Origin of the sequence: Acinetobacter ursingii DSM 16037 = CIP 107286, assembly GCF_000368825.1 — a bacterium.
Taxonomy (GTDB): domain Bacteria; phylum Pseudomonadota; class Gammaproteobacteria; order Pseudomonadales; family Moraxellaceae; genus Acinetobacter; species Acinetobacter ursingii.
In genome coordinates this window covers 308,611-330,488 of sequence record NZ_KB849716.1, presented here as the reverse complement: position 1 = coordinate 330,488, position 21,878 = coordinate 308,611, and the positions used below count along the sequence as shown (strand labels likewise).

Sequence of the window (21,878 nt, the reverse complement as noted above, 5' to 3'; positions counted from 1 at the left end):
AAGACTCAAATTAATCCAGAGTTGCTTCACCTGTAATAGGCATATGTGGATTTTCAAGCTCAAGATCATGATTGAGTTCCATGTCAAAAATATCAGTGAGCATACTGTCATAACGTTTAGCGTTATAAACGATCAAACTTTGAGCTTCTGCTTCAGTTATAAAGTTCGTCGCAACAGCATCTGTAATATGCTCTTCAAAAGTTAAACCTTTAAACTGATCCTTAGATTCTGCTTTTTTGAATTTATGCCAAAGTGGTTCAATTTGTAATAGCATTTGAAATGCTGATTCCATACGACCTGTGACATCGTTGGCATCCTGAGAATAATACACATGTTTTTTCAGTTGCTCACGGAATGGATTTTCCTGCATGATCAGTTCTGCAACTTGTTGTTTGAGTTCATCGCTTGGTTTAGCAAGAGGTCGTCCAAGTGGGAAACAAACAAACTTAACCAGTGCTGCACCCAGCTTGATTGGGAAATTTTCAAACAAGCCATAAAATGCTTCTTGCACCTGATAAAGCGATTTCTCTAGGGCTAATTTTGCATGTAATTGCTCTGCTTCAGATTTGGCACCGTTGGCATAAAATTTTAAAATAGAAGAGGCAATAAACAGATAAGCATGAATATCTGCTAAACGCCCAGATAACATTTCTTTGCGTTTGATATCACCTGCTAGTAAACCCAATGACATATCAGCGGTTAAAGCCAAGTTGGCACTGAGGCGGTTGATGATTTTATAATAAGGCTGAGTAAAATCATCTGAAATCACAGGCGCGTCATTTGAACCACCAGTAAAACCGTAGGCAAATGAACGTGCTCCACGATTAAAGGTATAACCTAAGTGTTTAAATAAAATTTCGTGAAATTGTTTGAGTGCGCTTGGTTTATCATTGGATTGCAATAATTGCAATTCTTCAAATAAATAAGGATGACAGCGCATAGAACCTTGACCAAAAATCATCAATGAGCGGGTCAGGATATTTGCACCTTCAACTGTAATTGCGACAGGAATTGCCTGATAAGACAGTGCTAAGAAGTTACGTGGTCCAAGCTGAATTGCACGTCCTCCTACAACATCCATCCCATGATTCACGACTTTACGCATTGTCTCGGTGGCATAATATTTGGCCATCGCGGTCATCACCGCAGGTGTGCCACCTTGATTCAATCCACAGGTGACCAAATAGCGAAATGACTCTAACATGTAAGCATCACTGGCGATGTCACTGGTCGCTTCCTGTACGCCTTCAAATTTACCGACAGGAAGTTTGAATTGTTCACGAACTTTGGCAAATGCACCCACAGTTAAATAAGACATTTCTCCAGCGGCAGTTGACAATGCAGGCAGAGAAATACCACGCCCCACACCTAAACATTCCATCAACATGCGCCAGCCTTTACCTGCATTTTTCGGGCCGCCAATAATGTAGTCAATTGGAATAAATACATCCCGACCTTCTACTGTTCCATTCATGAATGGAGAGCCTGGATAATGTCTTGGGCCAACCTCAACGCCTTCATGATTTGCAGGAATCAAGGCGCAAGTAATACCGTATTCTGTTTTAGATGTATCACCAAGTAAACCATCAGGGTCATAGAGTTTAAAAGCTAAACCCACCACAGTTGCTATTGGAGCAAGGGTAATCCAACGTTTCGAGAAGTTCATGCGTAAACCAAGCACTTCTTCACCTTCAAATTCGCCGTAACACACCACGCCTGTATCTGGAATTGCACCTGCATCAGAACCAGCTTCTGGACTAGTCAAACCAAAACATGGAATTTCAGTGCCGGCAGCTAAACCCGGCAAATAACGCTGCTTCTGTTCATCTGTCCCATAATGCATGAGTAACTCACCCGGCCCCAAAGAGTTAGGAACCATACAACTCACGGCTGTGGTCAGTGAGCGCGAGGCGATTTTACTCATGATGCGACTTTGCGCGAAAGAACTAAACTCTTTGCCGCCATAAGATTTTGGAATAATCAGGCTTAAAAAGCCTTTATCTTTAATAAACTGCCATACATGTTCAGGTAGGTCTTTGGTTTGATGATGAATTTCCCATTCATCTAACATGCTACATAACTGTTCAGCTTCGTTGTCAATAAAAGCTTGTTCTTCTTCTGATAACTGAGGAAATGGATACGCGTTAAAAGTATCCCAGTTGGGCGCTCCCATAAATAGCTCTTTTTCCCACCAGCTTGTACCTGCTTCAAGCGCTTCCTGCTCAGTGGTACTAATACTAGGCATAGAATTGCCTAAGCTACTAAATGCGGGTTTCGTAATCAAATTAAAACGGAAAGGATCAATTAAGACCACTAAACTGAGAAGGATTAGAGGGATACCTAATAATAGTGACCAAGCTGTAAAAATAAAGGCTGAAGCAATCGCCACAACAATAGTCACAATACTACCCACAGTTCTGGATAGGCTAAAATAGAAAACAGCCCAAATGGCAAAAAGCTGTACCAAAATAGCAACGATAAACAGGAAAAAAGTCATACTTACTCCTTGGGTAGTTGCATTTTATATCAAATCAATGCGTTAAAAGTGATGGAAAAGTTCTTAACTTTTTGACTTAAATCAATGATGTATCAGTATCTATACAAGAGAAATCTTTATAAAATGAATAGCTTAATTTCCCTGTTCTATTGATAAAGCTAAAAAGTTGTTATTTGTTCTTCTTATAAATAGTTTATTTTTTCTATTTTTCGCATAACAGTTAGGTTATTGATTTGTCACAAAAGGTTATTGAAAAATAAAATCTATATTTCAATATCTCCGTCTAATAAATGATTCAAAGTCACACAATTCAAAATACGTAAATTTTGTGATGTTTCAATTAAATTTAATGTGTGGTCTTATTTTTATAAATTCTTTTTATTTTTCCCTAGGGGAGAAAAGTAAAAAGGTTAAATAAGGATAAAGAAGTCTAATATAAAATCTTGCCCGTTACTGAAAAGTGAAATGGCGTAGATAAATTTTTATATATGAATTAGTGATGTTGGGTAGATTCTAAGACATGGAATTGTTATTTGTCTCTTTGAGGCTATGTTTTATCTTTGAAGTTAGGCACTTATTTTATCAAATAAGTGCCTAACATTTTTACTGAACTTTTTTGAAAATAAAGTCATTAATTTTATGACCTGATTCTAAACCACGACGTTCAAATTTAGTTTGAGGTCTCCAATCTGGACGTGGATAACTATTGCCTTTACCCGCCAGATTTTCAAGATTTTCTCTATGATCTAAAACTTCCAGCATCCACTCAGCATAAGGTTCCCAGTCAGTTGCGGCATGAAATGTACCGCCAATTTCAAGCTTTTGTTCCACCAGTTGCATACGTTCATGGATAACGAAACGACGTTTGAAATGGCGCTTTTTTTGCCACGGATCTGGGAAATAAAGCTGAACACAATTAATACTGTCATCTGGCATTTCACGAAGGACTTGAATCGCGTCGGCATCCAGTACACGAAGATTTGTGAGTCCTGCCATACCTGCTTCATAGACGCATTGTGCAATACCCGGTACATGCACCTCAATACCCACATAATTACGTTCAGGATTGGCTTTAGCCATGAGAACTAATGAACGCCCCATTCCAAAACCGATTTCAACAGTCAATGGACGTTCAGGGTGTTCAAAATGCTGACGTAAATCCCCCACTGGATATTCCAAAATTAAATGCTGATATTGTTCTAATGCGGTACGTTGTGATGTATTTAAGGGCGCAGAACGGCGCATAAACGTCACAATTTCACGATGCTCAGGCAAATTATCCAGTTCAGTAATTTGCGCTTCTAACTGATCAGTCGACATAATTTGGGTAGGACTCAAAAATCTGAATGCCGTATTTTAAAGGCTTAATAGTTGAAGTCAAACCTAATCTGGCAATTACTGTCTGGTAAATCAAAACTTTTAAAGTTTGACCCGAATCAGGGTTTGTCCCATTTCTGAATGTATTTCAAATGTTCCGCCTATACGATTGACCCTAACTTGCATACTTTGTAAGCCGACATGTAAACCTTGTTGGACTGTACTTGGGTCAAATCCAACACCATTATCTTCAAGTTCAAGGATTAGTTGTTGATACTCCTGAAATAAACTGACTTTAACCAACGTTGCATGGCTATGTTTAATGATATTAGTTAAAGCCTCTTCTACCACGCGAGCAAGCGTCAAGCACTGTAAAGCAGTCGGTTCTTTTAGCCATTGTTCTGCTAACTTCCACTCAGATTCAATTTCAAGTTCCTCAAAAAGTTGTACAAAACGTCGTCGTATCGAGGAAGCCCAAATCACTGGGGTTTCTGGTACTTTTGCGCCAATTGTAGAGCCACTGTCGATGACTTGACGTAAGTCATTACGCAATAGTTTTAAAATAGATAAAACATGCTGCTTATCAATCTTGTCTTGTTTATCCACTAAAATCATAGAACGTACCAAAGACCCACCCAAACCATCATGTAGCTCATGAGATAAATTGAGGCGCTCTTGTAGACGCATATTTTCGATTTCAAGTTGATGTTTTTTATCTAAAGAATTTTTTAAATCGGCGCTCACTCGTTCTACGCTTTGTGTCAATGTTTGATTAAATTCTTCAATATGATTAACATTTTGTGCGATCCGCCAAGCCAATATCATAGAAATCGCTAAAGCTGTTAACGGTGCTGCAAAAGGGGTAATATAAGTATGTTCAGTATTTTGGGTCAAAATCAGATAAACGTCATGGATATTGATCCCAATAAAACCAAGTAAAATTAGGGCAAGGAAACGGATATCTGCTTTAGGTGTTTTATAAGCAATCCATTGATAGAAAAAACAACATCCTAAAAATACAATGATCGCAAATAAAAATAAGCTAAACAAAACGAGTCCTAAATACGCAGGTGAAACGATAAATAAAACGATGACGCTGATTAAGCCTATCAGCCATAATATTTTTTCAGTCTTGTTATATTTTTTTCCAGCAAATCGCCATGTGTAAATCGTAAAAGAAATTACATATCCGACCAAAAAAAGCATATTAATTTTGGCAAGTTGCAAAGTATGAAAAAACGGATAAGTTTCGGTGGCTAAAATATTGCTAATAAAAAGTCCCCATAGCAAAGAAGCCAAAGCAAACCAACCAAAAGTTGAATCTTTTCTGCGTAACAACCACACTAGAAAAGCAATCGCTCCAAGTGTTAGGGAAATAACTAAATTAATGAAATACAGCGTACGATGTTCAAATACATATTTTGAATTTTGTTCAATAATGGCATGTGGCGTACCAATATAAACGTTGCCTAACCCCGGACTTTGCGTAGCAACTCCTATCACCCGAATGAGGATTTCGTTTTGACCTTGTTTTAGCTCAGAATTAGGTAATACCCAGTAACGTGGCATATTCCAACTACGACTTAAAGGTTCGGTCAGATTTTTATCGCGCCAAATTAATTGTTTATTTAAATAGATTTCTCCTGCCATATTGATGCTGTCAATATTTAAGGCTAATGGCTCAGTTTGAGGCAATGTACAGCTTTTTGACCATAAAATACGATACCAGACGATACCAGAATAATTTTTCCAGCGATTTTCCCAAAAATCAGGTAATTTTACATTTTGCCAATTTTTTAGTTGATTGATATTTTTAGTTTGGATGTGGGGTGAAGTTTGAATCGCTTGAATTGTGCTAATTTTTACCTGACAGTTATGATCTTTGGGAATCAACACCAATTCATCAAGGGAAGAGGCGGCATAAAGCGGTGAATGGCTACTAATTAAAATCAATACAAAGCAAATAAAAAACAATCTTAATCGAGTAAACCAAGTGATCTTGCAGTATCGACTGCTTTGATGCGTGTACATACTGCAAGTTTCCGATAAATGTGCTTGATATGAGACTCAACGGTATAACGTGACAAATTGATCTGGCTGGCAATTTCTTTATTACTTAAACCTTGGGCAACCAATAATAATATTTCATGTTCACGTTTAGAAAGTAAAGCGTCATCTATCTCATTTTCAATATTTTTTTTCTCAGCTTGCTCATGAGATAAAGGAAGTTGTTTTAAAATTTGACGAGCGATAAAAGGATCGATAGGCGCTCCTCCGCGCAAAATACTGCGGATAGATAATGCAACTTCAATATCATCGCGTTCTTTTAGAACATAACCCGTTGCTCCAGCCATTAGGGCATTCAAAATAGCATCCTCAGTGCTCCATGCTGAGATCACTAAAATCGCGATGGTGGGATCATATATTTTTAGTTGTTTGATAAACTCTATACCATTGCCATCAGGTAAACCCAAATCAACCAGAGCCAAAGATGCAGAATGTTGTTTCAGTTGCTCATGAGCCTGAGCGAGCGTTTGGGCAAAAATAAGATTTTCTGGTAAATAGCCAATCCCTAATAATATTTCTTTTAGTCGTTTTTGTATGAGTGGTTCATCCTCAACCACAATCACAGGTACAGGTAAAACCAAGTCTGGGTCCAGCATTACATTACTCAAAAGCTTCATATCTTCCCCTAATTTGCCGTTATTTTTTTAGTTTTTATATCCCTGAGATTGGGTATTTTCCGATGAGTAACCAAAATATCACTAATTTCAGGGATATCGCAAAAACTTATGAGCATGATCAAATAATAAATACATAAATTTTAATCATAAAATAAGCGGTGGGGATGGACATATGAACAAGATTTTTAAACTAATCTGGAATAAATCACTGGGGCAAATGGTGGTGGTTTCGGAAAATGCCAAAAGTGCAGGGAAAAAGGAGAGTACCACTGGAGCAGTGGTTAGTTCTGAGGTTTTAACTATAGATACAAGTAAACGTCGGATATTTGGTTTGCAAACTCTGGTTTTAAGTATTGCAATGATTATGGGTGCGGATGTTTGGGCAGGGAATATTGTTCAAGGTGTTACTTGTAGTAATTCTCCAACTGCTAACTCTAACTTGTTAGAAGAGGCGAATGGGGCGCTAACTCTAATGGGTGGTAGGTATGAATCTGCCTTAGCAGGATCACCTTTTCTTACTTCTGATAGTGCTGTAGCAATAGGAAGTGATTGTACAAATTTAACTTGGGCATTAGATCATGCAGTGGCAATCGGGGGGGCGGAAGCGGCGGCAAACGGGGTGGCGATCGGAACAGATGCGTGGGCATATCGAATTGGTAATATTGCGATCGGCAATCAAGCAGCGGCAACAGGAATTAATAGTGTCGCCATTGGTGCAAATTCTATTGCTGATAGAGATAACAGTTTTTCGGTTGGAAGTACGACGACGCAACGTCAAATTATTAATGTTGCAACACCAACTCAAGCAACAGATGCAGCTAATAAAGGCTATGTAGATACTGCTATTGCAGCTATTCCAACAGCAGTGGCAAGTGATAACTTTGCCCGTAGTTCAACTGATACTGCTTTAGGTGCTGCGTCAGGTATAACCTATAATTCACAAAGTAATGGAACACAATTGACCAGTGTCGCAGGTATTACAGTTACCGCAACAACAAATAATATCGATGACATCACGTCATTTACATTACCTGATGGTACTGTCGTTACAGATGTGAACCAAGTAGCTGCTTTTAAAAATGCTGCCCAAAAAGGCGCTAATATTGCCATCGGTGGTTATAGCTCATCTATTGGATTCTCCAATATCGCTTCTGGTTTCTTAAGTAATGCGATGGGATCTTCTAACAAAGCTTCAGGAAAATATAGTAGTGCGATAGGTGATGGAAATACGGCAACAGGTGAGGCAAGTAATGCAATCGGACGATTTAATTTAGCCAAAGCTAATGGTAGTAGTGCTCTAGGGTATTGGAATACTGCATCTGGAGAATCGAGTAATGCTGTGGGTAATTCAAACGTTGCATCAGGCGAGTCTGCTAGCGCTGTAGGCGATTCTAATAAAGCGCAAGGAAAGCAAAGTAGCGCACTTGGTTCTGATAATACTACAAATGGTGAGGCGAGTAGTGCTATTGGTGATTATAATCGGGCAATGGCTAGTTTAAGTAGCGCCATTGGTTCTAATAATATTGCATTGGCTGATTCTAGTAGTGCGGTAGGTAGAAGTAACACAGCGTCAGGGGATTCTAGTAGCGCATTTGGTAATTCAAATATTGCATCAGGCGGTTCAAGTAGTGCGATTGGTTTTGCTAATAATGCATCAGGTTCATATAGTACAACAGTTGGTTATTGGAATCGTGCTACAAAAAATTATAGCAGTGCTTTAGGTAATGGTAATAATGCATATGGGACATCAAGCTCTGCGATAGGTAATGGCAATCTTGCGCAAGGAAGTTCAAGCTCTAGTTTAGGTGATAACAATAGCGCATTTAGTGATTTTAGTAGTGCAGTAGGTAGTCAAAATAATGTAAGCGGAATATACAGTACTGGCGTTGGCTTCAATAACAATGTTACTCAAGAGCAAAGCGTTGGCTTAGGTATTAGTAATACTGTCACTGGGAAATGGAGCAATGCAGTCGGTACTTATAATAAAGCAACAGGCACTGCTAGCTTTGCAGCGGGTTCACAAAACTTGGCAAAAGGTAATGGTTCTACTGTCGTGGGGGCAGCAAGCGGAATGTATTACGATCCGCAAGATGATAGTACTAAGCTCACCGCTATTAATGGAATACAAGTTCAAGCGACAGATTTAACCACTTCTTCCATTACTCAGATTGGTGATGTGAGTGTCACTTCTGATCAAGCTTTAGATTTTGAAAGAACACTTCGAAATGGTGGTTCAGTTGCATTGGGTGATCGTAGCGCTGCAATAGGTTCACATAATATTGCATTAGGTGGCCAAAGTGCGGCAGTGGGTTATGACAATCAGGCCTTGGGTGTAAATAGCACAAGTCTAGGTGCTTTAAACAAGGCAACAGGTGGTGTGTCCACTGCTGTGGGTTCAAATAATACAGCATCCGCTATTTATAGCAGTGTTTTTGGTAGTAATAGTCAGGCTACAGCCTATGGTTCAACTGCGATAGGTCATGATTCTTTAGCCGATGAAGCGAATACGATTTCCGTTGGACGCAGTGGTGCTGAAAAACGGATTACCAATGTTGCAACACCAACTCAAGCAACAGATGCTGCTAATAAAGGCTATGTAGATACTGGTTTGGCTGCTAAAACCGATAAAACTGCATTTGATACATTAAATAGTAAAGTCAATGATACAACGACAGGTTTAGATACGAAGGCATCAATGAATGCATTAACGACAGGTTTGTCTAATACATTAACTGATGCCAAAAGTTATGCAGATCAGAAGGATTTGGTTTTAGACGGCAAGATTACGACTAATGCAAATGAAATTGCTGCCTTACAGACAGGTCTGGGCAACATCTCAACTAATGCGGTGGTTTATGACAATGCCGCAAAAGAAACAATTACTTTAGCTGGTCAGAGTGGAACAAAACTGACCAATTTACAAGCAGGTGATATCAGTTCAAGCAGTTCTAAAGATGCAGTTACAGGTGGTCAGCTTTATACGACCAATCAAAATATCAACACACTATCAACGCAGTTCAATAGTAGTGCAAATCAATTAGCTTCTGTATTAGGTGGCGGAGCAGGATTCAATAATGGCGTATTTACATTACCGACCTTTACGATTCAGGGCACAAGCTATTCTAATATTGGTGCAACCTTTGGTGCTGTGAATAATGAATTAACCGCGTTAAAAGGTTCTGTGAGTAACCTAAAAAATTATGTTGACCAGCAAGATGCCAAAACTTTATCTGATGCAAATACCTACACGGATACACAAAGCTCAGGCACACTGGCAAATGCAAAATCTTATATTGACCAACAAGATGCAAAAAATCTAAACGATGCAAAATCTTATACAGATCAACAAACCTCACAATCTTTAAATGACTCAAAAAGCTACACCGATCAACAAACCACAACTGCATTGAATGATGCCAAAACTTATACCGACCAACAAACAACATCAACTTTAAATACGGCTAAATCCTATACTGATCAAAAAGTAGCAGATGCAGGACAATATATCAGTATTGGTGGAAATGGTGCTGGTGCAAGTACAAGTTCAAATGCAACTGGCAAAAACTCAACAGCAATAGGGCCAAACACTGTGGTTACAGGAAATAACTCAACCGCTGTGGGTGTGAGTAATACTGTTTCTGGTAATGGATCAGGTGCATTTGGAGATCCAAATACGGTCAGTGGCAACGGTAGTTATGTGGTTGGGAATGATAATACAGTGAAAGGGGATAATACCTTTGTGTTAGGTAATAACGTTAATACGGAAGCTAAAAATGCGGTGGTGTTGGGTAACGACTCAACTTCAGATCGAGATAATACGGTTTCCGTTGGTTCAAGCACAAATCAGCGACAGGTTACTCATGTTGCAGCAGGTACGGCAGACACAGATGCTGTTAATGTTGCGCAAATGAACAAATCAAGTTCAGACACGCTTTCAAGCGCAAACAGCTATACAGATACTCGTTTTGCAGGTCTGGAAAGCACATTTAAAGATTATAGCTTGCAAACAGAACGCCGTTTTCAGGAGGTTGATAAACGTTTTGACCGTCAGGGGGCGATGAGTGCGGCGATGATGAATATGGCAACCAGTACAGCTGGATTACGTGGGCAGAACCGCATTGGGGTTGGTGCTGGTTTGCAAGGTGCGGAACAAGCTGTTGCAGTAGGCTATCAACGTATGATTAATGAAAATACTAGTTTGAGTATCAGCGGAGCACTCAGTAAAGAGGAAAGTTCGGGCGGTGTCGGTGTTGGTTTTAGTTGGTAAAGCAATGTTTTAAGCAGTATGAAAAACCAGTCTACAGTGACTGGTTTTTATTTAATATTAAATCGTCAAAAAATTGAAAATCTCGTAAAAATCACCAATTTCAGGGATGTTTTTAACTAAAAAAGCACTATACATTGAATTTAAGTTTTAACGTTAGTTAGAACTTAAATCTTTGTAACGCTAGAGGGAGAAATGTCACTTTATAATTATGATAACATTCTAATAACAGCATTATTTTAGACCAGTCTATTCCGCCAATATGACTGGTTTTCCTTTTTATTTTAGTAAATTTTAGAAAGTTCATTTTTTCGTCATACACTTGAGTAAACATAAAAGACAACGTTTTTGACTTGAAAAAGTTAGTCTTTTACACAATAGTTTAATGGTATGTATTTTTAGGTTACGACGTTTTTAAAATTTAAAACGTCTAGGGCTTGAAAGTTTGAGTAAAGCGCTTTAAAACAGTGAAGAGAGCTATAACAAGGATTATTTATGAAGTTGTATTATTCACCTGGTGCATGTTCATTGGCTGCACATATTCTTTTGAATGAAATTAATGTTGATTTTGATCTGGAAAAGGTTGATTTAAAGGCACATAAAACCGAAAAAGGCGCTGACTATTACGAGATCAATCCAAAAGGTTATGTGCCTGCACTTGAAATTACACCAGGATTGGTTCTCACTGAAAACGTTGCCGTGCTTCCTTTTATTGCGCAGCATGACCCAGCTCAGAATTTGATTCCACCATCAGGTCTAGGTCGTGCCAAAGTTTTGGAATGGTTAGGATACCTAAACTCAGAATTGCATGATGCTTATGCAGTATTCTTTGGTGGCGCATTAGATGTTGAAGCAAAAGAAAAAGCTTATGCTGAAGTTGACCGATTACTGACTTATATCGATAAAGCCATCGCTGAGTCAGACCATGAATATTTAGTAGATGATGGCTTTGGGCCAGCCGATGCTTATTTATTCGTGCTTACAAACTGGTCAAATAGCATTGAACACGATTTAAGCCCTTATACCAATATTGTTGCTTTACGCAATAAAGTGGCCGAACGTCAATCAGTCAGTATTGCGATGCGTGATGAAGGTTTGATCCCTTAAATTTAGCATCAAGATAACTGGAAAATGCCTCAAAATGATTGAGGCATTTTTTTATTGAAATTCTGGCGGTTCTTTAAAATTAATTTGCTCTAGTTTTAAATCATATTGCTTTTTGAGTTTAGTCCACTCAGTTTTTGCGGGTTGAACCGTATCTTCAAATTCATTTTCACCCGATATCTTTTTTAATTTTCCTGTAGAGAAGTTAATACTGAGCGAGTTTCGTTCACCAGAAGCGCGATGGAAACTCATTTGGTCAAAACCAATTAATTTAAACGCTCGGTTTTGGTAACGAAAGCTAAAAGTATTGTTGGTGACATACCATGAACCACAGCTTAACCAGTAATGTAAATTTATTTTTAAAATACCTTTAGAAATAGTTACTCCACCATCTTCTAATGGATCGGCAAAACAAGGAGAGTCTGCATCATTCTCACTTGGCAATTGTTGATTCTTACTAATCAATTGATAGCCTTGAGTTGTTTTAAATAAAACTAATAAGCTTCTAGGATTGATGTTAAGTTCAGGGCTTCCTAAACTATCATTGCTCAGAATATTTTTTGGATTATTCTCCTCAATCACCAGAACAATGTCCTCTAGACCATCACGATTTAAATCTCCTTTGACTGTTTCAAGTATTTTCCAGTTTTTAGGAATAAATTGTTGATATTGTGTTGGATTAGGATTGGCAAAAGCGCTGGTGGTAAAACTGAAACAACCCAAACTAAAAATAGTAAATATGACTTTAAGCATATGAAAATACTCTTATTGTTTATTCTTGAAATAAAAAAGGATTCCGAAGAATCCTCTTAAAATACGTCTTAGAGAAATATAGGCCTTATTTAAAGAAATAGCCAGTTTCAGGAGAGCTGGCATTGGCCATGCGTTTACGTGGCATACGTCCAGCTAGATAAGCTTCGCGACCTGCTTCAACGGCTTTTTTCATGGCTGAGGCCATCAATATTGGATGTTGTGCAGCGGCAATAGCGGTATTCATAAGTACACCATCACAGCCCAACTCCATCGCAATGGCAGCATCACTTGCAGTTCCTACACCTGCGTCAACCAAAACGGGTACTTTGGCATTTTCTTTAATGATCGAAATGGTATGTGGGTTTAAAATCCCTAAGCCTGAACCAATCAAACTGCCTAAAGGCATAATCGCAACACAGCCCATACTTTCAAGTTCTTGTGCGACAATTGGATCATCAGAGGTATACACCATGATCTCAAAACCATCATCAATCAGCGTTTGAGCGGCTTTAAGTGTCGCCGTAATATTTGGATATAAGGTTTTTTCATCACCCAAAACTTCAAGTTTGACCAGATTGTGACCATCGAGTAATTCACGTGCCAACATACAAGTACGCACAGCACTTTCTGCGTCGAAACAACCCGCAGTGTTGGGTAAAATAGTGTATTTTTCAGGCGGAATGACGGAGAGTAAATTTGGCTGATCAGGACGTTGTCCAATATTTACCCGACGAATTGCTACCGTCACGATCTCAGCGCCACTGGCTTGAATCGCTAAATCAGTTTCATTGAGGTCTTTATACTTACCTGTGCCTACGAGTAGGCGAGATTGAAATGTACGTGAACCGATGATTAAAGGTGAATCTTGCATGGCTTGCTCCGTTTAGCCGCCGCCAACAGCGTGAATAATTTCGATACGATCATGAGCTGAAAGGGGAGATTGTTCCAGTTTGCTTTTTGGAACGATTTTCTCGTTTTGTTCAACTGCAAATCGTTTACCTTCAAGTGCCAGTTCCTGAACCAGTTGCAATAAGTTATGGCAAGCGGTTTGTGTCAGCTCACCATTCAAATAAATTTGCATGTGTTTTTCCATTATTTCGCGTATTTTAGGGCATTCCACGCAAGAACTAACCAACCTAAAATCATAAACACTCCGCCAAGTGGAGTAATTAAACCGAGTCCACGCGGTAAGCCCAATGCCATGATATATAAAGAGCCACAGAATAATAAAATACCAATTTGAATCAGAACAAAGGAGGCTTTAATTGAAAATTGAGGACTTGTTTTAGACAAAATACCTAGCGCAAGTAAACCTAATGCATGATAGAAAAAATATTGTGTTGCTGTTCCCCACCAGCCCAGTTGTTCTGGTGTAGCAAAAGCCTTGAGGCCGTGAGCGCCGAAGGCCCCCAATATAACAGCCAAAGCAAGATTAACAGCTGCGATTACGATCCACATAAGCTGAAATACTTAAAAAAAGACCTAAACACCTTAGCATAAATCCTATGCGCTAAAAATACTTAAGACCAATAAAAAGAGGCAGATGCCTCTTTTAAAATCTGGAAAAATCTAACTTGCAGACATGGCGACTTTGATTTTTTCCATCGCATTTTTTTCAAGCTGACGAATACGCTCTGCGGAAACATTGTATTCAGCTGCAAGCTCATGCAAGGTCGATTTGTCATCGTCCAGCCAACGGCGCTGTAAAATATTACGTGAACGATCATCGAGCTGATTCATGGCTTCATATAAAGCAGAGCTACTTTGTTCTTCGTAGTCTTCATTTTCCACTAAACGAGCAGGGTCGTAACGGTTGTCTTCCAAATATAGTGCAGGTGCGACATGAGTTGAATCATCGTCATCATCACCTTGTGCTTCAAATGCAGCATCATAAGCCGTTAAACGGCCTTCCATTTCTAGCACTTGCTCAGGTGTGACATTTAAGTCAACGGCAATCGCTTTAGCTTCTTCAAGTGTTAACTTTTTGCTCGACTTTTTCAAACTACGCAAATTAAAAAATAATTTACGTTGTGCTTTGGTCGTGGCAATTTTGACAATACGCCAGTTACGAATCACATATTCGTGAATTTCAGCTTTAATCCAGTGAACGGCAAATGAAACCAAACGCACACCCATATTCGGGTCAAAACGCTTAACCGCTTTCATCAGACCGAGATTGCCTTCTTGAATCAGGTCACCCTGCGGTAAACCATAACCCGCATAGCTGCGTGCGATGTGGACGACAAATCGCAAATGCGACATCACCAACATTTTCGCCGCATCCAGATCCTGATCATAATAATAACGCTCAGCCAGTTCTTTTTCTTGCTCAGCGGTCAAAATTGGAATTTGATTAACAGTGCTGATGTAAGCACCGAGATTTACACCGGGCGCAGATAAGGACAGGGGCATCAATTGATTGCTGCTGTCACTCATGAGTTCTCCTTATAGGATGATGGTATAACCAATGATTTCATCTTAATGCGAAGCAAGTTCATAATTAAGGAAAATTGGGTAGAGAAATGTAAAATTTTATACACGAGTTAATCTAAATATCAAAACGATATATTTAGGATTCAATCAAATAATGAAATTCGTGCTCAGATACTCTGATGAGCTGGCAACTAAGCTGATGTAGTTCGCAATAACGTAATACATCAATTTCACTATGAGGGTCAGAAGATTTCAAAAGCAAAACCTGATGATCTGCCTTTTTTAAATGACGTTTAAGCAGCAGCAGCGGCATTGGGCATGGCTGACCAATTGCATTAATTTCAGTAGCGGGAATGGGGTTTGAATCACTCATCCGTAAAATATTTAGCGACATTTATGAATAATAATTTTATCAAATATTTGCACGAATGTGCAAAAAGTCGCGCGCTATAGGCAGTATAGATTTTATCAATGGTAAAATTTTTGTGGGAGAGTTTAAAAAATAATCAACAATTAATATGGAATTATCTAAAAAATTTCTATTAATTGTCATAAACCCGTGTTAAGCTCGAAGCGTTTTAGGATTAACCAGTATAACAAATCATTGTTTTACTAAACCTATAACAAATGGATGTAACCGGAAATTGTTGATAGTTTTACAGAATGATTACAAGCTTTGAAATAATAACGAATTTTAAACTTGTTTGCTCTGCTGTTTGCAACACCGGAAGGTCCTTTATTTTCACTTCTGAGGATTGACTTATGACAGCTCGCGAACAAGGCGTTGTTAAATGGTTTAACGACACTAAGGGTTTTGGCTTCATTCAACGTAATGGCGGCGACGACGTATTTGTACATTTTCGTGCAATTATGGGTGACGGACATCGTTCGTTACGTGATGGCCAACGCGTTGAGTTTAGCGTTGTGCAAGGACAAAAAGGTTTTCAGGCTGAGAATGTACAGCCTTTAGACTAATCAACATGTTGTCATGTTGAATAACGCCTCAATTTTTTAATTGGGGCGTTTTTGTTTTATACTATCGCTCTCATCAGAGTGATTAACAGTTAGAGCACGAGTATATGGTATCTGGTTTTGAAACCTTGAATCTACATCCGCAACTTAAAAAAGCGATTGATGCATTAGGGTTTAAGCAAATGACCCCAATTCAGCAAAAGGTTTTAACATATACACTGGCAGGGCACGATGCTATTGGTCGCGCGCAGACAGGAACGGGTAAAACGGCAGCATTTTTGGTCAGTATCATCAATGATTTGCTCAATAATCCGATTCAGGAACAACGCTATCGTGGTGAGCCTCGCGCTTTGATTCTTGCGCCGACTCGTGAACTGGCATTGCAAATTGAAAGTGATGCTAAAGAACTGACCAAATTTACAGATTTAAAATTACTCACCTTGGTTGGCGGTGTGGATTTCGACAAGCAAAAGAAACCATTGAATGCGAATTTTTTGGATATTCTGGTCGCGACGCCTGGTCGTTTGATAGATTTTATTGAACAAAAAGAAATCTGGCTTGATCAAATCGAATTTTTGGTGATTGATGAAGCAGACCGTTTACTGGATATGGGTTTTATTCCTTCGGTAAAACGTATTGTGCGTTATTCGCCGCGTAAAGAGGAACGTCAGACTTTAATGTTTTCGGCTACCTTTAGCTATGATGTCCTGAATCTGGCACGTCAATGGTTATTCGAACCCGTGACTGTTGAAATTGAACCTGAACAAAAAACCAATAATGACGTTGAACAACGCGTTTATGTGGTGGAGAAAAAAGATAAATATCGTTTGCTCCAAGATATTTTACGTGATGAGCCCATCGATAAAGTCATGATTTTTGCCAATCGTCGAGATCAGGTGCGCCGTTTATATGATCATCTAAAAAAAGACGGCTATCGGGTGGGTATGTTGTCGGGCGAAATTGCGCAGGACAAACGTTTGAAAATGCTTGAGCAATTTAAGCAGGGTAAAAATAACATCATGATTGCAACGGATGTTGCAGGACGTGGTATTCATGTCGATGGTGTATCGCATGTGGTGAACTTTACTTTACCTGAGCAGTCTGATGATTATGTGCATCGTATCGGTCGAACAGGGCGAGCGGGTTCACAAGGCGTCAGTATTAGTTTTCTTTCTGAAGATGATGCGTTTTATTTGCCAGAAATTGAAAAAGCCATTGGTAAAAAGTTACCTTTAACTCGGTTGGAAGGTTATTGCTAGTTAATATTGCTTGAATGTTTATTTATAAAAAATGCGCTCAATATTTTTTAGAGCGCATTTTTTATTGTACATGAAAAACGAGCTGCTCGTTAAAGTTAGCTCGCCTTGCAATAAAAGGTAAGCGTGGTTTGGTAATCATCATCTTTAGCTAAAGACGCATTTTTCCCTGAAATAGAGCCGATAACACTGGCTGCTGCTTCAACCATTTTTCCAGTGTCTTCATCCACTACACCTTTGAGTACGCCGTTATAGTTGGTTTTCTCATCGACGACGATGGCTGTACTGCGTTTGCAGGTTTTATTGGCAGCATCAACCGCATTGTTTTTTGCAATTAAGTTTGTTTTTCCAACACCTGTCACTTCAAACTGATTATTTTCTTTTTGAATTGCTGCTGTGGAAGTCGGATTAGATGCACAAGCGGTCAGTAAAAGGGCTGACACAGTCAGTATGCTGGCGGTCATTTGTGTTTTCATAAACCAGTCCTTCTGAAATATTAAAAATGAACCATTTTAGTTGAACATAAAATTTTCTATTTATTTTGAGTATGTTGTATAGATTTTGATGGTTTTGTGCAGTATAGATGTCAAATTGGTGAAAACTGAATAAATGCCCAGATTGACATGGCAGAAATAAAAAAGAATATGCTAATCTAGTTTTGTTTTCTCTATTAGATCAATGTTCATGACGGATTTAGACGTAAATACGGTTCATCAAAATATTCATCAGCGTCAATCAATTGGGCATCTTGTTGAGCCTGCTCCTTCTTCGCAACAATTACAAAAAGCGTTCGAAGCTGCTCTGACTGCGCCAGATCACCATCGCCTCAAACCCACTCGATTCATTGTCATTCAACCCGAGCAACGTGCGAATTTTGGAGAAAGTTTATCTCAGGCACTGGCGGATTTGGGTGAAACTGATCCAGTTCAGCTTGATCGAGTTAAGCAACATCCTTTTCGCGCACCTTTGTTGGTCATTGCGGTTACTCAATTTCAGGATCATCCCAAAGTTCCATTGTTTGAACAGACCTTGAGTTCAGGTGCTGCGATTCAAAATTTTCTGCTGTCGTTACAAGTACAGGGCTTTGCGAGCATGTGGCGTTCGGGCGCAGTGGTAGAATCGACGTGGTTAAAGCATTATTTAGGATTGGCTGATCGTGATTTGATCTCAGGCATTATTTACATTGGTACTGCTGCAAAAGCAATTGCGCCACGTGCAGAAGTGGTTATAAGCGATTTCGTCACGAATTGGCAGTCTTAACAAGAATATATGGGTGTTGTAGGAATAAAAAACGTATGACGGAATTAAATTTTTCAGACTTGGTTAAGCCAGCTGAAGTGGATAAAAAAACAGCGCTCAGAATTACCGTATTAGGTGGTGGTAGTTTTGGTACTGCAATGGCAAATCTCGCTGTACGCAATGGTTGCGATACTATGATCTGGATTCGTGATCAGGATGCCGCAGATGATATTAATCGCAGTCATATCAATAAGCGTTATTTACCAGATTTTAATTTGGAAACGGGTTTACGTGCAGTCTGTGATATCGAAGAGGCTGTTTGTGATCGTGATATTATTTTGGTTGCGATACCAAGCCATTCTTTCCGTAATGTGCTTAAACAAATTTCACCCTTTATTACTTCACAGGCGGTTGTTTCGCTGACCAAGGGAATTGAAGCCGATACGTTCAGCTTTATGAGCGATATTATTCGGGAAGAATTACCAGAAGTTCCCTACGGCGTGCTTTCTGGGCCAAATCTTGCCAAAGAAATTATGGCGGGTATGCCTTCAGGCACAGTGATTGCCAGTCACTCTGAACTGGTGCGTTATGCTGTACAGCATGCTTTACATAGTGCTTTATTTCGTGTTTTTGGTAGCGATGATGTACATGGCGTAGAACTGGGGGGGGCACTGAAAAATATTTATGCGGTCGCGATGGGGATGGCGGTAGCTTATAATATTGGTGAAAATACCAAAAGTATGATCATCACGCGTGCTTTGGCAGAAATGAGCCGTTTTGCTGTAGAATTGGGTGCAAATCCTTTGACATTTTTGGGTTTGTCGGGCGTAGGTGATCTGTTTGCGACTTGTAACAGTCCACTCAGTCGTAATTATCAAATTGGTTATGCTTTAGGTTCTGGTAAAACGCTGGAACAGGCGACTAAAGAACTTGGACAAACGGCGGAAGGCATCAATACCATTGTGCAGGTGCGTAAGCGTGCTCAAGAACTTGATGTATATATGCCAATCACCAATGCTTTGTATGAAGTGATCTTTGAGAATGCGCCAGCTTTAAATATTGCACTTGCGCTTATGAAGAATGGGCATCGTAGTGATGTTGAGTTTGTACTGCCGCATCATGAAGTGTAATAGCCTGTTTATAAAAACTGTCATAAAGACTTGTTATCATAAAGAAAGATTAAAAAGGAATGGTTATGCAACTGACTTTAGTTCGTCATGGAGAGGCAGCTCCTCCTGTAGATGGTAATGATGCCAAGCGACCATTGACTGCATTGGGCCATGCTCAGGCTGAACAAACGGCACAATATCTTAACGGGATTGTAAGCCCCGAAGTTTTTGTCGTGAGCCCTTTACTGCGTGCGCAAGAAACGCTTGGTCATATTCAGGCATATTTTCCTGAAGTTCCTGTTTTACTTTGTGATAAGATCAAACCAGATGATGATGCAGAAGATGCGATAGACTGGCTATCCCAACTTCCATTTGAATCTGTTGTTGTGGTGTGTCATATGAATGTTGTGGGGCATATTGCTGAACAGCTTACACATGAGAACTTTAATCCCTTTGCTTTGGCTGAAGCACGTATTTATCGCCAAAGTGTGATTGCCAATGGATTGTCAACACAAGAACATAGTTTTATACCTACGCTATAATGAAAACACGGTACTTATAATTTATGCTGTATTTATGGATGCCTGAAGCCAATGGGGCTTGGTTTTGGTCAACAGGTGAAAATTGGTTACAGGCTTCCAGCCTTGAGCAGCTGATTCATGATTTGCAACCGCATCAAGGAGAAGAGACCGTTGTTTTCTTTTCCAGTCGTCATATTCAGATTTTGCAACAACAGATCACCAAAGCTCATGTGAAGCAATTGGGGGCAGATGGGATTAAATATCTCATGGAAGAATATGTCACTATGCCGATTGATCACATGCGAGTGGTTCACCATTTTGAATCGCCAGATCAATTGACAATCTTGGCCGTTGCACAAAATTTAGTTGAAACATGGCAGCATGCGTTGAACTTGCTGCCGATCAAACTGGTCGCTTTATTGCCTGATTTTCTGATTGTGCCTGAACCTGAACAGAATAAAGTCAATTTGGTCCATTTGCATGGGCAGATTTTGGTACGTGAAAATCGTTATAAAGGTATGGTGATTGATGATCTTGAGGTTTATCTTGAATTTCAAGCCGCTGATACTTTTTATCATTATAGTAATCTGACCGCACAACAACTTGATCTGCTTGCAAATGTTTCTACGGCAGAAACCCGTGAACCTTTTGATTATCAGTTTCAAAAAATTCAAAAATCGAAGCAGCATCCATTCAATGTATTACCTAAAGCCAAAAATGAAAGCAAAGTCTCTGGTTATTGGAAAGCATGTGTTGCTGTTTTCATCGCAGTATTGATTGTTCAGTTAAGTTATGATGCTTTACGTTGGTACAAATTAAAAAAGCTGGCGAACCAGACAGCGACACAGGCCGTAGATCAATATAAATATTGGTTTGGTGCTAATAGCCGGGTGACTGAGCAAAATATAAAAAGTATGTTTGAAAGCCAGTTGAGAATGAGCCAAAGCGGTGACACGACAGCTTTAAATCTATTAAGTAGAGTCGGACCCATTTTGATGCAGCGCCAAATTGTAGCGCAGCAAATAAGTTATAGCGCTTCATCTTTGAGCATGTCATTAAAAGCCAATTCTGCCAATGATTTGCAAAATTTAACGCAGCAGCTTAATCAACAAGGGTTTAAAGCAGAACTAGGAAATGTTCAGGCGGATGGTGCAGGCGCAATTGGGATGGTAAAAGTACAATAATGAACACGATAACTCGAATTCAGCAAGGCTTTGATCAAAAAGTCGAACGTATTATTGATGCTTTACAACGCATGTCTGCGCGTGAACGTTATATGGTGATTTTTGCCAGCATACTGGTGGTCGTTGCATTGGTGGGTTTTTCACTTTGGAAAATGCACAGTCTGGCCGATCAGCAACAAAAGCGAGTCAATGAGTTTAAAGATTTAATGGTCTGGATGCAAAGCAATGCAGTGACCATGAAACCTGCTTCAGAAAGTCAATTGAGTTTAGCTGAGAAAGTTCAGCGAGTGTCACAGCAGCAGGGCTTAACAGTGTCATCTCAGCAAATGGGAGATCAATTGCAAATTGTCGCAGAACATCAAAATTATGCGGTTTTAGCGAATTTTATAACGCAGCTTGCACAAATGGGCCTGTCAATTGAAAAAATGGAGATGGTGTCGAGTAATAATCAGATTAAATTAACGGCTACAGTACAATAAGGTCTCAAAATAAAAGGCTTGCAAGCATGGTGTTTTATCTGCGCTATGCCTATAATATGCCTACCT

The 21,878-nt window shown here is 39.4% G+C and carries 20 protein-coding genes; 9 read left to right on the top strand and 11 right to left on the bottom strand.

Annotation, left to right across the window (positions count from 1 at the left end; all coding sequences use genetic code 11):
- Positions 1-10: 10 nt before the first annotated feature.
- The 4 genes from F944_RS06260 to F944_RS06245 form a co-directional block, all read right to left on the bottom strand.
- Complete coding sequence (locus F944_RS06260; RefSeq protein WP_004988287.1) at positions 11-2,497, bottom strand: acyl-CoA dehydrogenase; 2,487 nt, start codon at positions 2,495-2,497, stop codon at positions 11-13.
- Positions 2,498-3,100: 603 nt separating this feature from the next.
- Positions 3,101-3,817 (bottom strand): tRNA (guanosine(46)-N7)-methyltransferase TrmB, encoded by a 717-nt coding sequence (gene trmB / locus F944_RS06255; protein WP_004988286.1) that lies wholly within the window; start codon positions 3,815-3,817, stop codon positions 3,101-3,103.
- 99 nt (positions 3,818-3,916) lie between these two features.
- The gene (locus tag F944_RS06250) at positions 3,917-5,845 is read right to left on the bottom strand and encodes a sensor histidine kinase (RefSeq protein WP_004988283.1); all 1,929 of its coding nucleotides are present in this window, start codon (positions 5,843-5,845) and stop codon (positions 3,917-3,919) included.
- A complete protein-coding gene (locus tag F944_RS06245) occupies positions 5,791-6,498 on the bottom strand; it encodes a response regulator (RefSeq protein ID WP_004988282.1) in 708 nt (235 codons plus the stop codon). Before F944_RS06245 ends, F944_RS06250 begins: the two co-directional genes overlap by 55 nt.
- A 172-nt stretch (positions 6,499-6,670) precedes the next feature.
- Here F944_RS06245 and F944_RS06240 point away from each other — a divergent pair, with 172 nt between their 5' ends.
- Positions 6,671-10,765 carry an ESPR-type extended signal peptide-containing protein gene (locus F944_RS06240; RefSeq protein ID WP_004988281.1) on the top strand — a complete coding sequence of 1,365 codons (4,095 nt, stop codon included), beginning with the start codon at positions 6,671-6,673 and terminating at the stop codon, positions 10,763-10,765.
- 492 nt (positions 10,766-11,257) lie between these two features.
- On the top strand, positions 11,258-11,869 hold the full coding sequence (locus tag F944_RS06235) for a glutathione binding-like protein (RefSeq protein WP_004988280.1): 612 nt from the start codon (positions 11,258-11,260) through the stop codon (positions 11,867-11,869).
- Between the two features lie 51 nt (positions 11,870-11,920).
- On the opposite strand, the gene F944_RS06230 is transcribed toward F944_RS06235, so the two are convergent.
- The 6 genes from F944_RS06230 to F944_RS06205 all read right to left on the bottom strand — a co-directional run bounded on the left by F944_RS06230 (position 11,921) and on the right by F944_RS06205 (position 15,425).
- A complete protein-coding gene (locus tag F944_RS06230; protein WP_004988274.1) occupies positions 11,921-12,619 on the bottom strand; it encodes a hypothetical protein in 699 nt (232 codons plus the stop codon).
- Positions 12,620-12,704: 85 nt separating this feature from the next.
- Complete coding sequence (locus F944_RS06225; RefSeq protein WP_004988271.1) at positions 12,705-13,490, bottom strand: thiazole synthase; 786 nt, start codon at positions 13,488-13,490, stop codon at positions 12,705-12,707.
- Positions 13,491-13,502: 12 nt separating this feature from the next.
- Positions 13,503-13,700, bottom strand: coding sequence for a sulfur carrier protein ThiS (thiS, locus tag F944_RS06220; protein WP_004988269.1), 198 nt, complete (start codon positions 13,698-13,700; stop codon positions 13,503-13,505).
- 11 nt (positions 13,701-13,711) lie between these two features.
- Positions 13,712-14,077, bottom strand: a complete 366-nt coding sequence (locus F944_RS06215) for a DUF423 domain-containing protein (RefSeq protein ID WP_004988267.1) — start codon at positions 14,075-14,077, stop codon at positions 13,712-13,714.
- A gap of 111 nt (positions 14,078-14,188) precedes the next feature.
- Entirely contained in the window at positions 14,189-15,055 is an 867-nt protein-coding gene (rpoH, locus tag F944_RS06210) for an RNA polymerase sigma factor RpoH (protein ID WP_004988265.1), read from the bottom strand.
- A gap of 133 nt (positions 15,056-15,188) precedes the next feature.
- Positions 15,189-15,425, bottom strand: a complete 237-nt coding sequence (locus F944_RS06205; RefSeq protein WP_026039950.1) for a sulfurtransferase TusA family protein — start codon at positions 15,423-15,425, stop codon at positions 15,189-15,191.
- A 389-nt stretch (positions 15,426-15,814) separates the two neighbouring features.
- On the opposite strand from F944_RS06205, the gene F944_RS06200 reads away from it, so the two are divergent.
- Positions 15,815-16,027 carry a cold-shock protein gene (locus F944_RS06200; protein ID WP_004653893.1) on the top strand — a complete coding sequence of 71 codons (213 nt, stop codon included), beginning with the start codon at positions 15,815-15,817 and terminating at the stop codon, positions 16,025-16,027.
- Between the two features lie 104 nt (positions 16,028-16,131).
- Positions 16,132-17,283: an ATP-dependent RNA helicase RhlB gene (gene rhlB, locus F944_RS06195; RefSeq protein WP_004988257.1), complete on the top strand. Its 1,152-nt coding sequence runs from the start codon at positions 16,132-16,134 to the stop codon at positions 17,281-17,283.
- A gap of 95 nt (positions 17,284-17,378) precedes the next feature.
- On the opposite strand, the gene F944_RS06190 is transcribed toward rhlB, so the two are convergent.
- Entirely contained in the window at positions 17,379-17,756 is a 378-nt protein-coding gene (locus F944_RS06190; protein ID WP_004988255.1) for a hypothetical protein, read from the bottom strand.
- A gap of 208 nt (positions 17,757-17,964) precedes the next feature.
- On the opposite strand from F944_RS06190, the gene F944_RS06185 reads away from it, so the two are divergent.
- The 5 genes from F944_RS06185 to gspM all read left to right on the top strand — a co-directional run bounded on the left by F944_RS06185 (position 17,965) and on the right by gspM (position 21,812).
- The gene (locus F944_RS06185; RefSeq protein WP_004988252.1) at positions 17,965-18,540 is read left to right on the top strand and encodes a nitroreductase family protein; all 576 of its coding nucleotides are present in this window, start codon (positions 17,965-17,967) and stop codon (positions 18,538-18,540) included.
- Positions 18,541-18,575: 35 nt separating this feature from the next.
- Positions 18,576-19,649, top strand: a complete 1,074-nt coding sequence (locus F944_RS06180; RefSeq protein ID WP_004988251.1) for an NAD(P)H-dependent glycerol-3-phosphate dehydrogenase — start codon at positions 18,576-18,578, stop codon at positions 19,647-19,649.
- Between the two features lie 65 nt (positions 19,650-19,714).
- Positions 19,715-20,170, top strand: a complete 456-nt coding sequence (locus tag F944_RS06175) for a SixA phosphatase family protein (protein ID WP_004988250.1) — start codon at positions 19,715-19,717, stop codon at positions 20,168-20,170.
- A 23-nt stretch (positions 20,171-20,193) separates the two neighbouring features.
- Positions 20,194-21,333, top strand: a complete 1,140-nt coding sequence (gene gspL, locus F944_RS06170; RefSeq protein ID WP_004988249.1) for a type II secretion system protein GspL — start codon at positions 20,194-20,196, stop codon at positions 21,331-21,333.
- A complete protein-coding gene (gspM, locus tag F944_RS06165) occupies positions 21,333-21,812 on the top strand; it encodes a type II secretion system protein GspM (RefSeq protein ID WP_004988248.1) in 480 nt (159 codons plus the stop codon). Before gspL ends, gspM begins: the two co-directional genes overlap by 1 nt.
- Positions 21,813-21,878 lie beyond the last annotated feature (66 nt).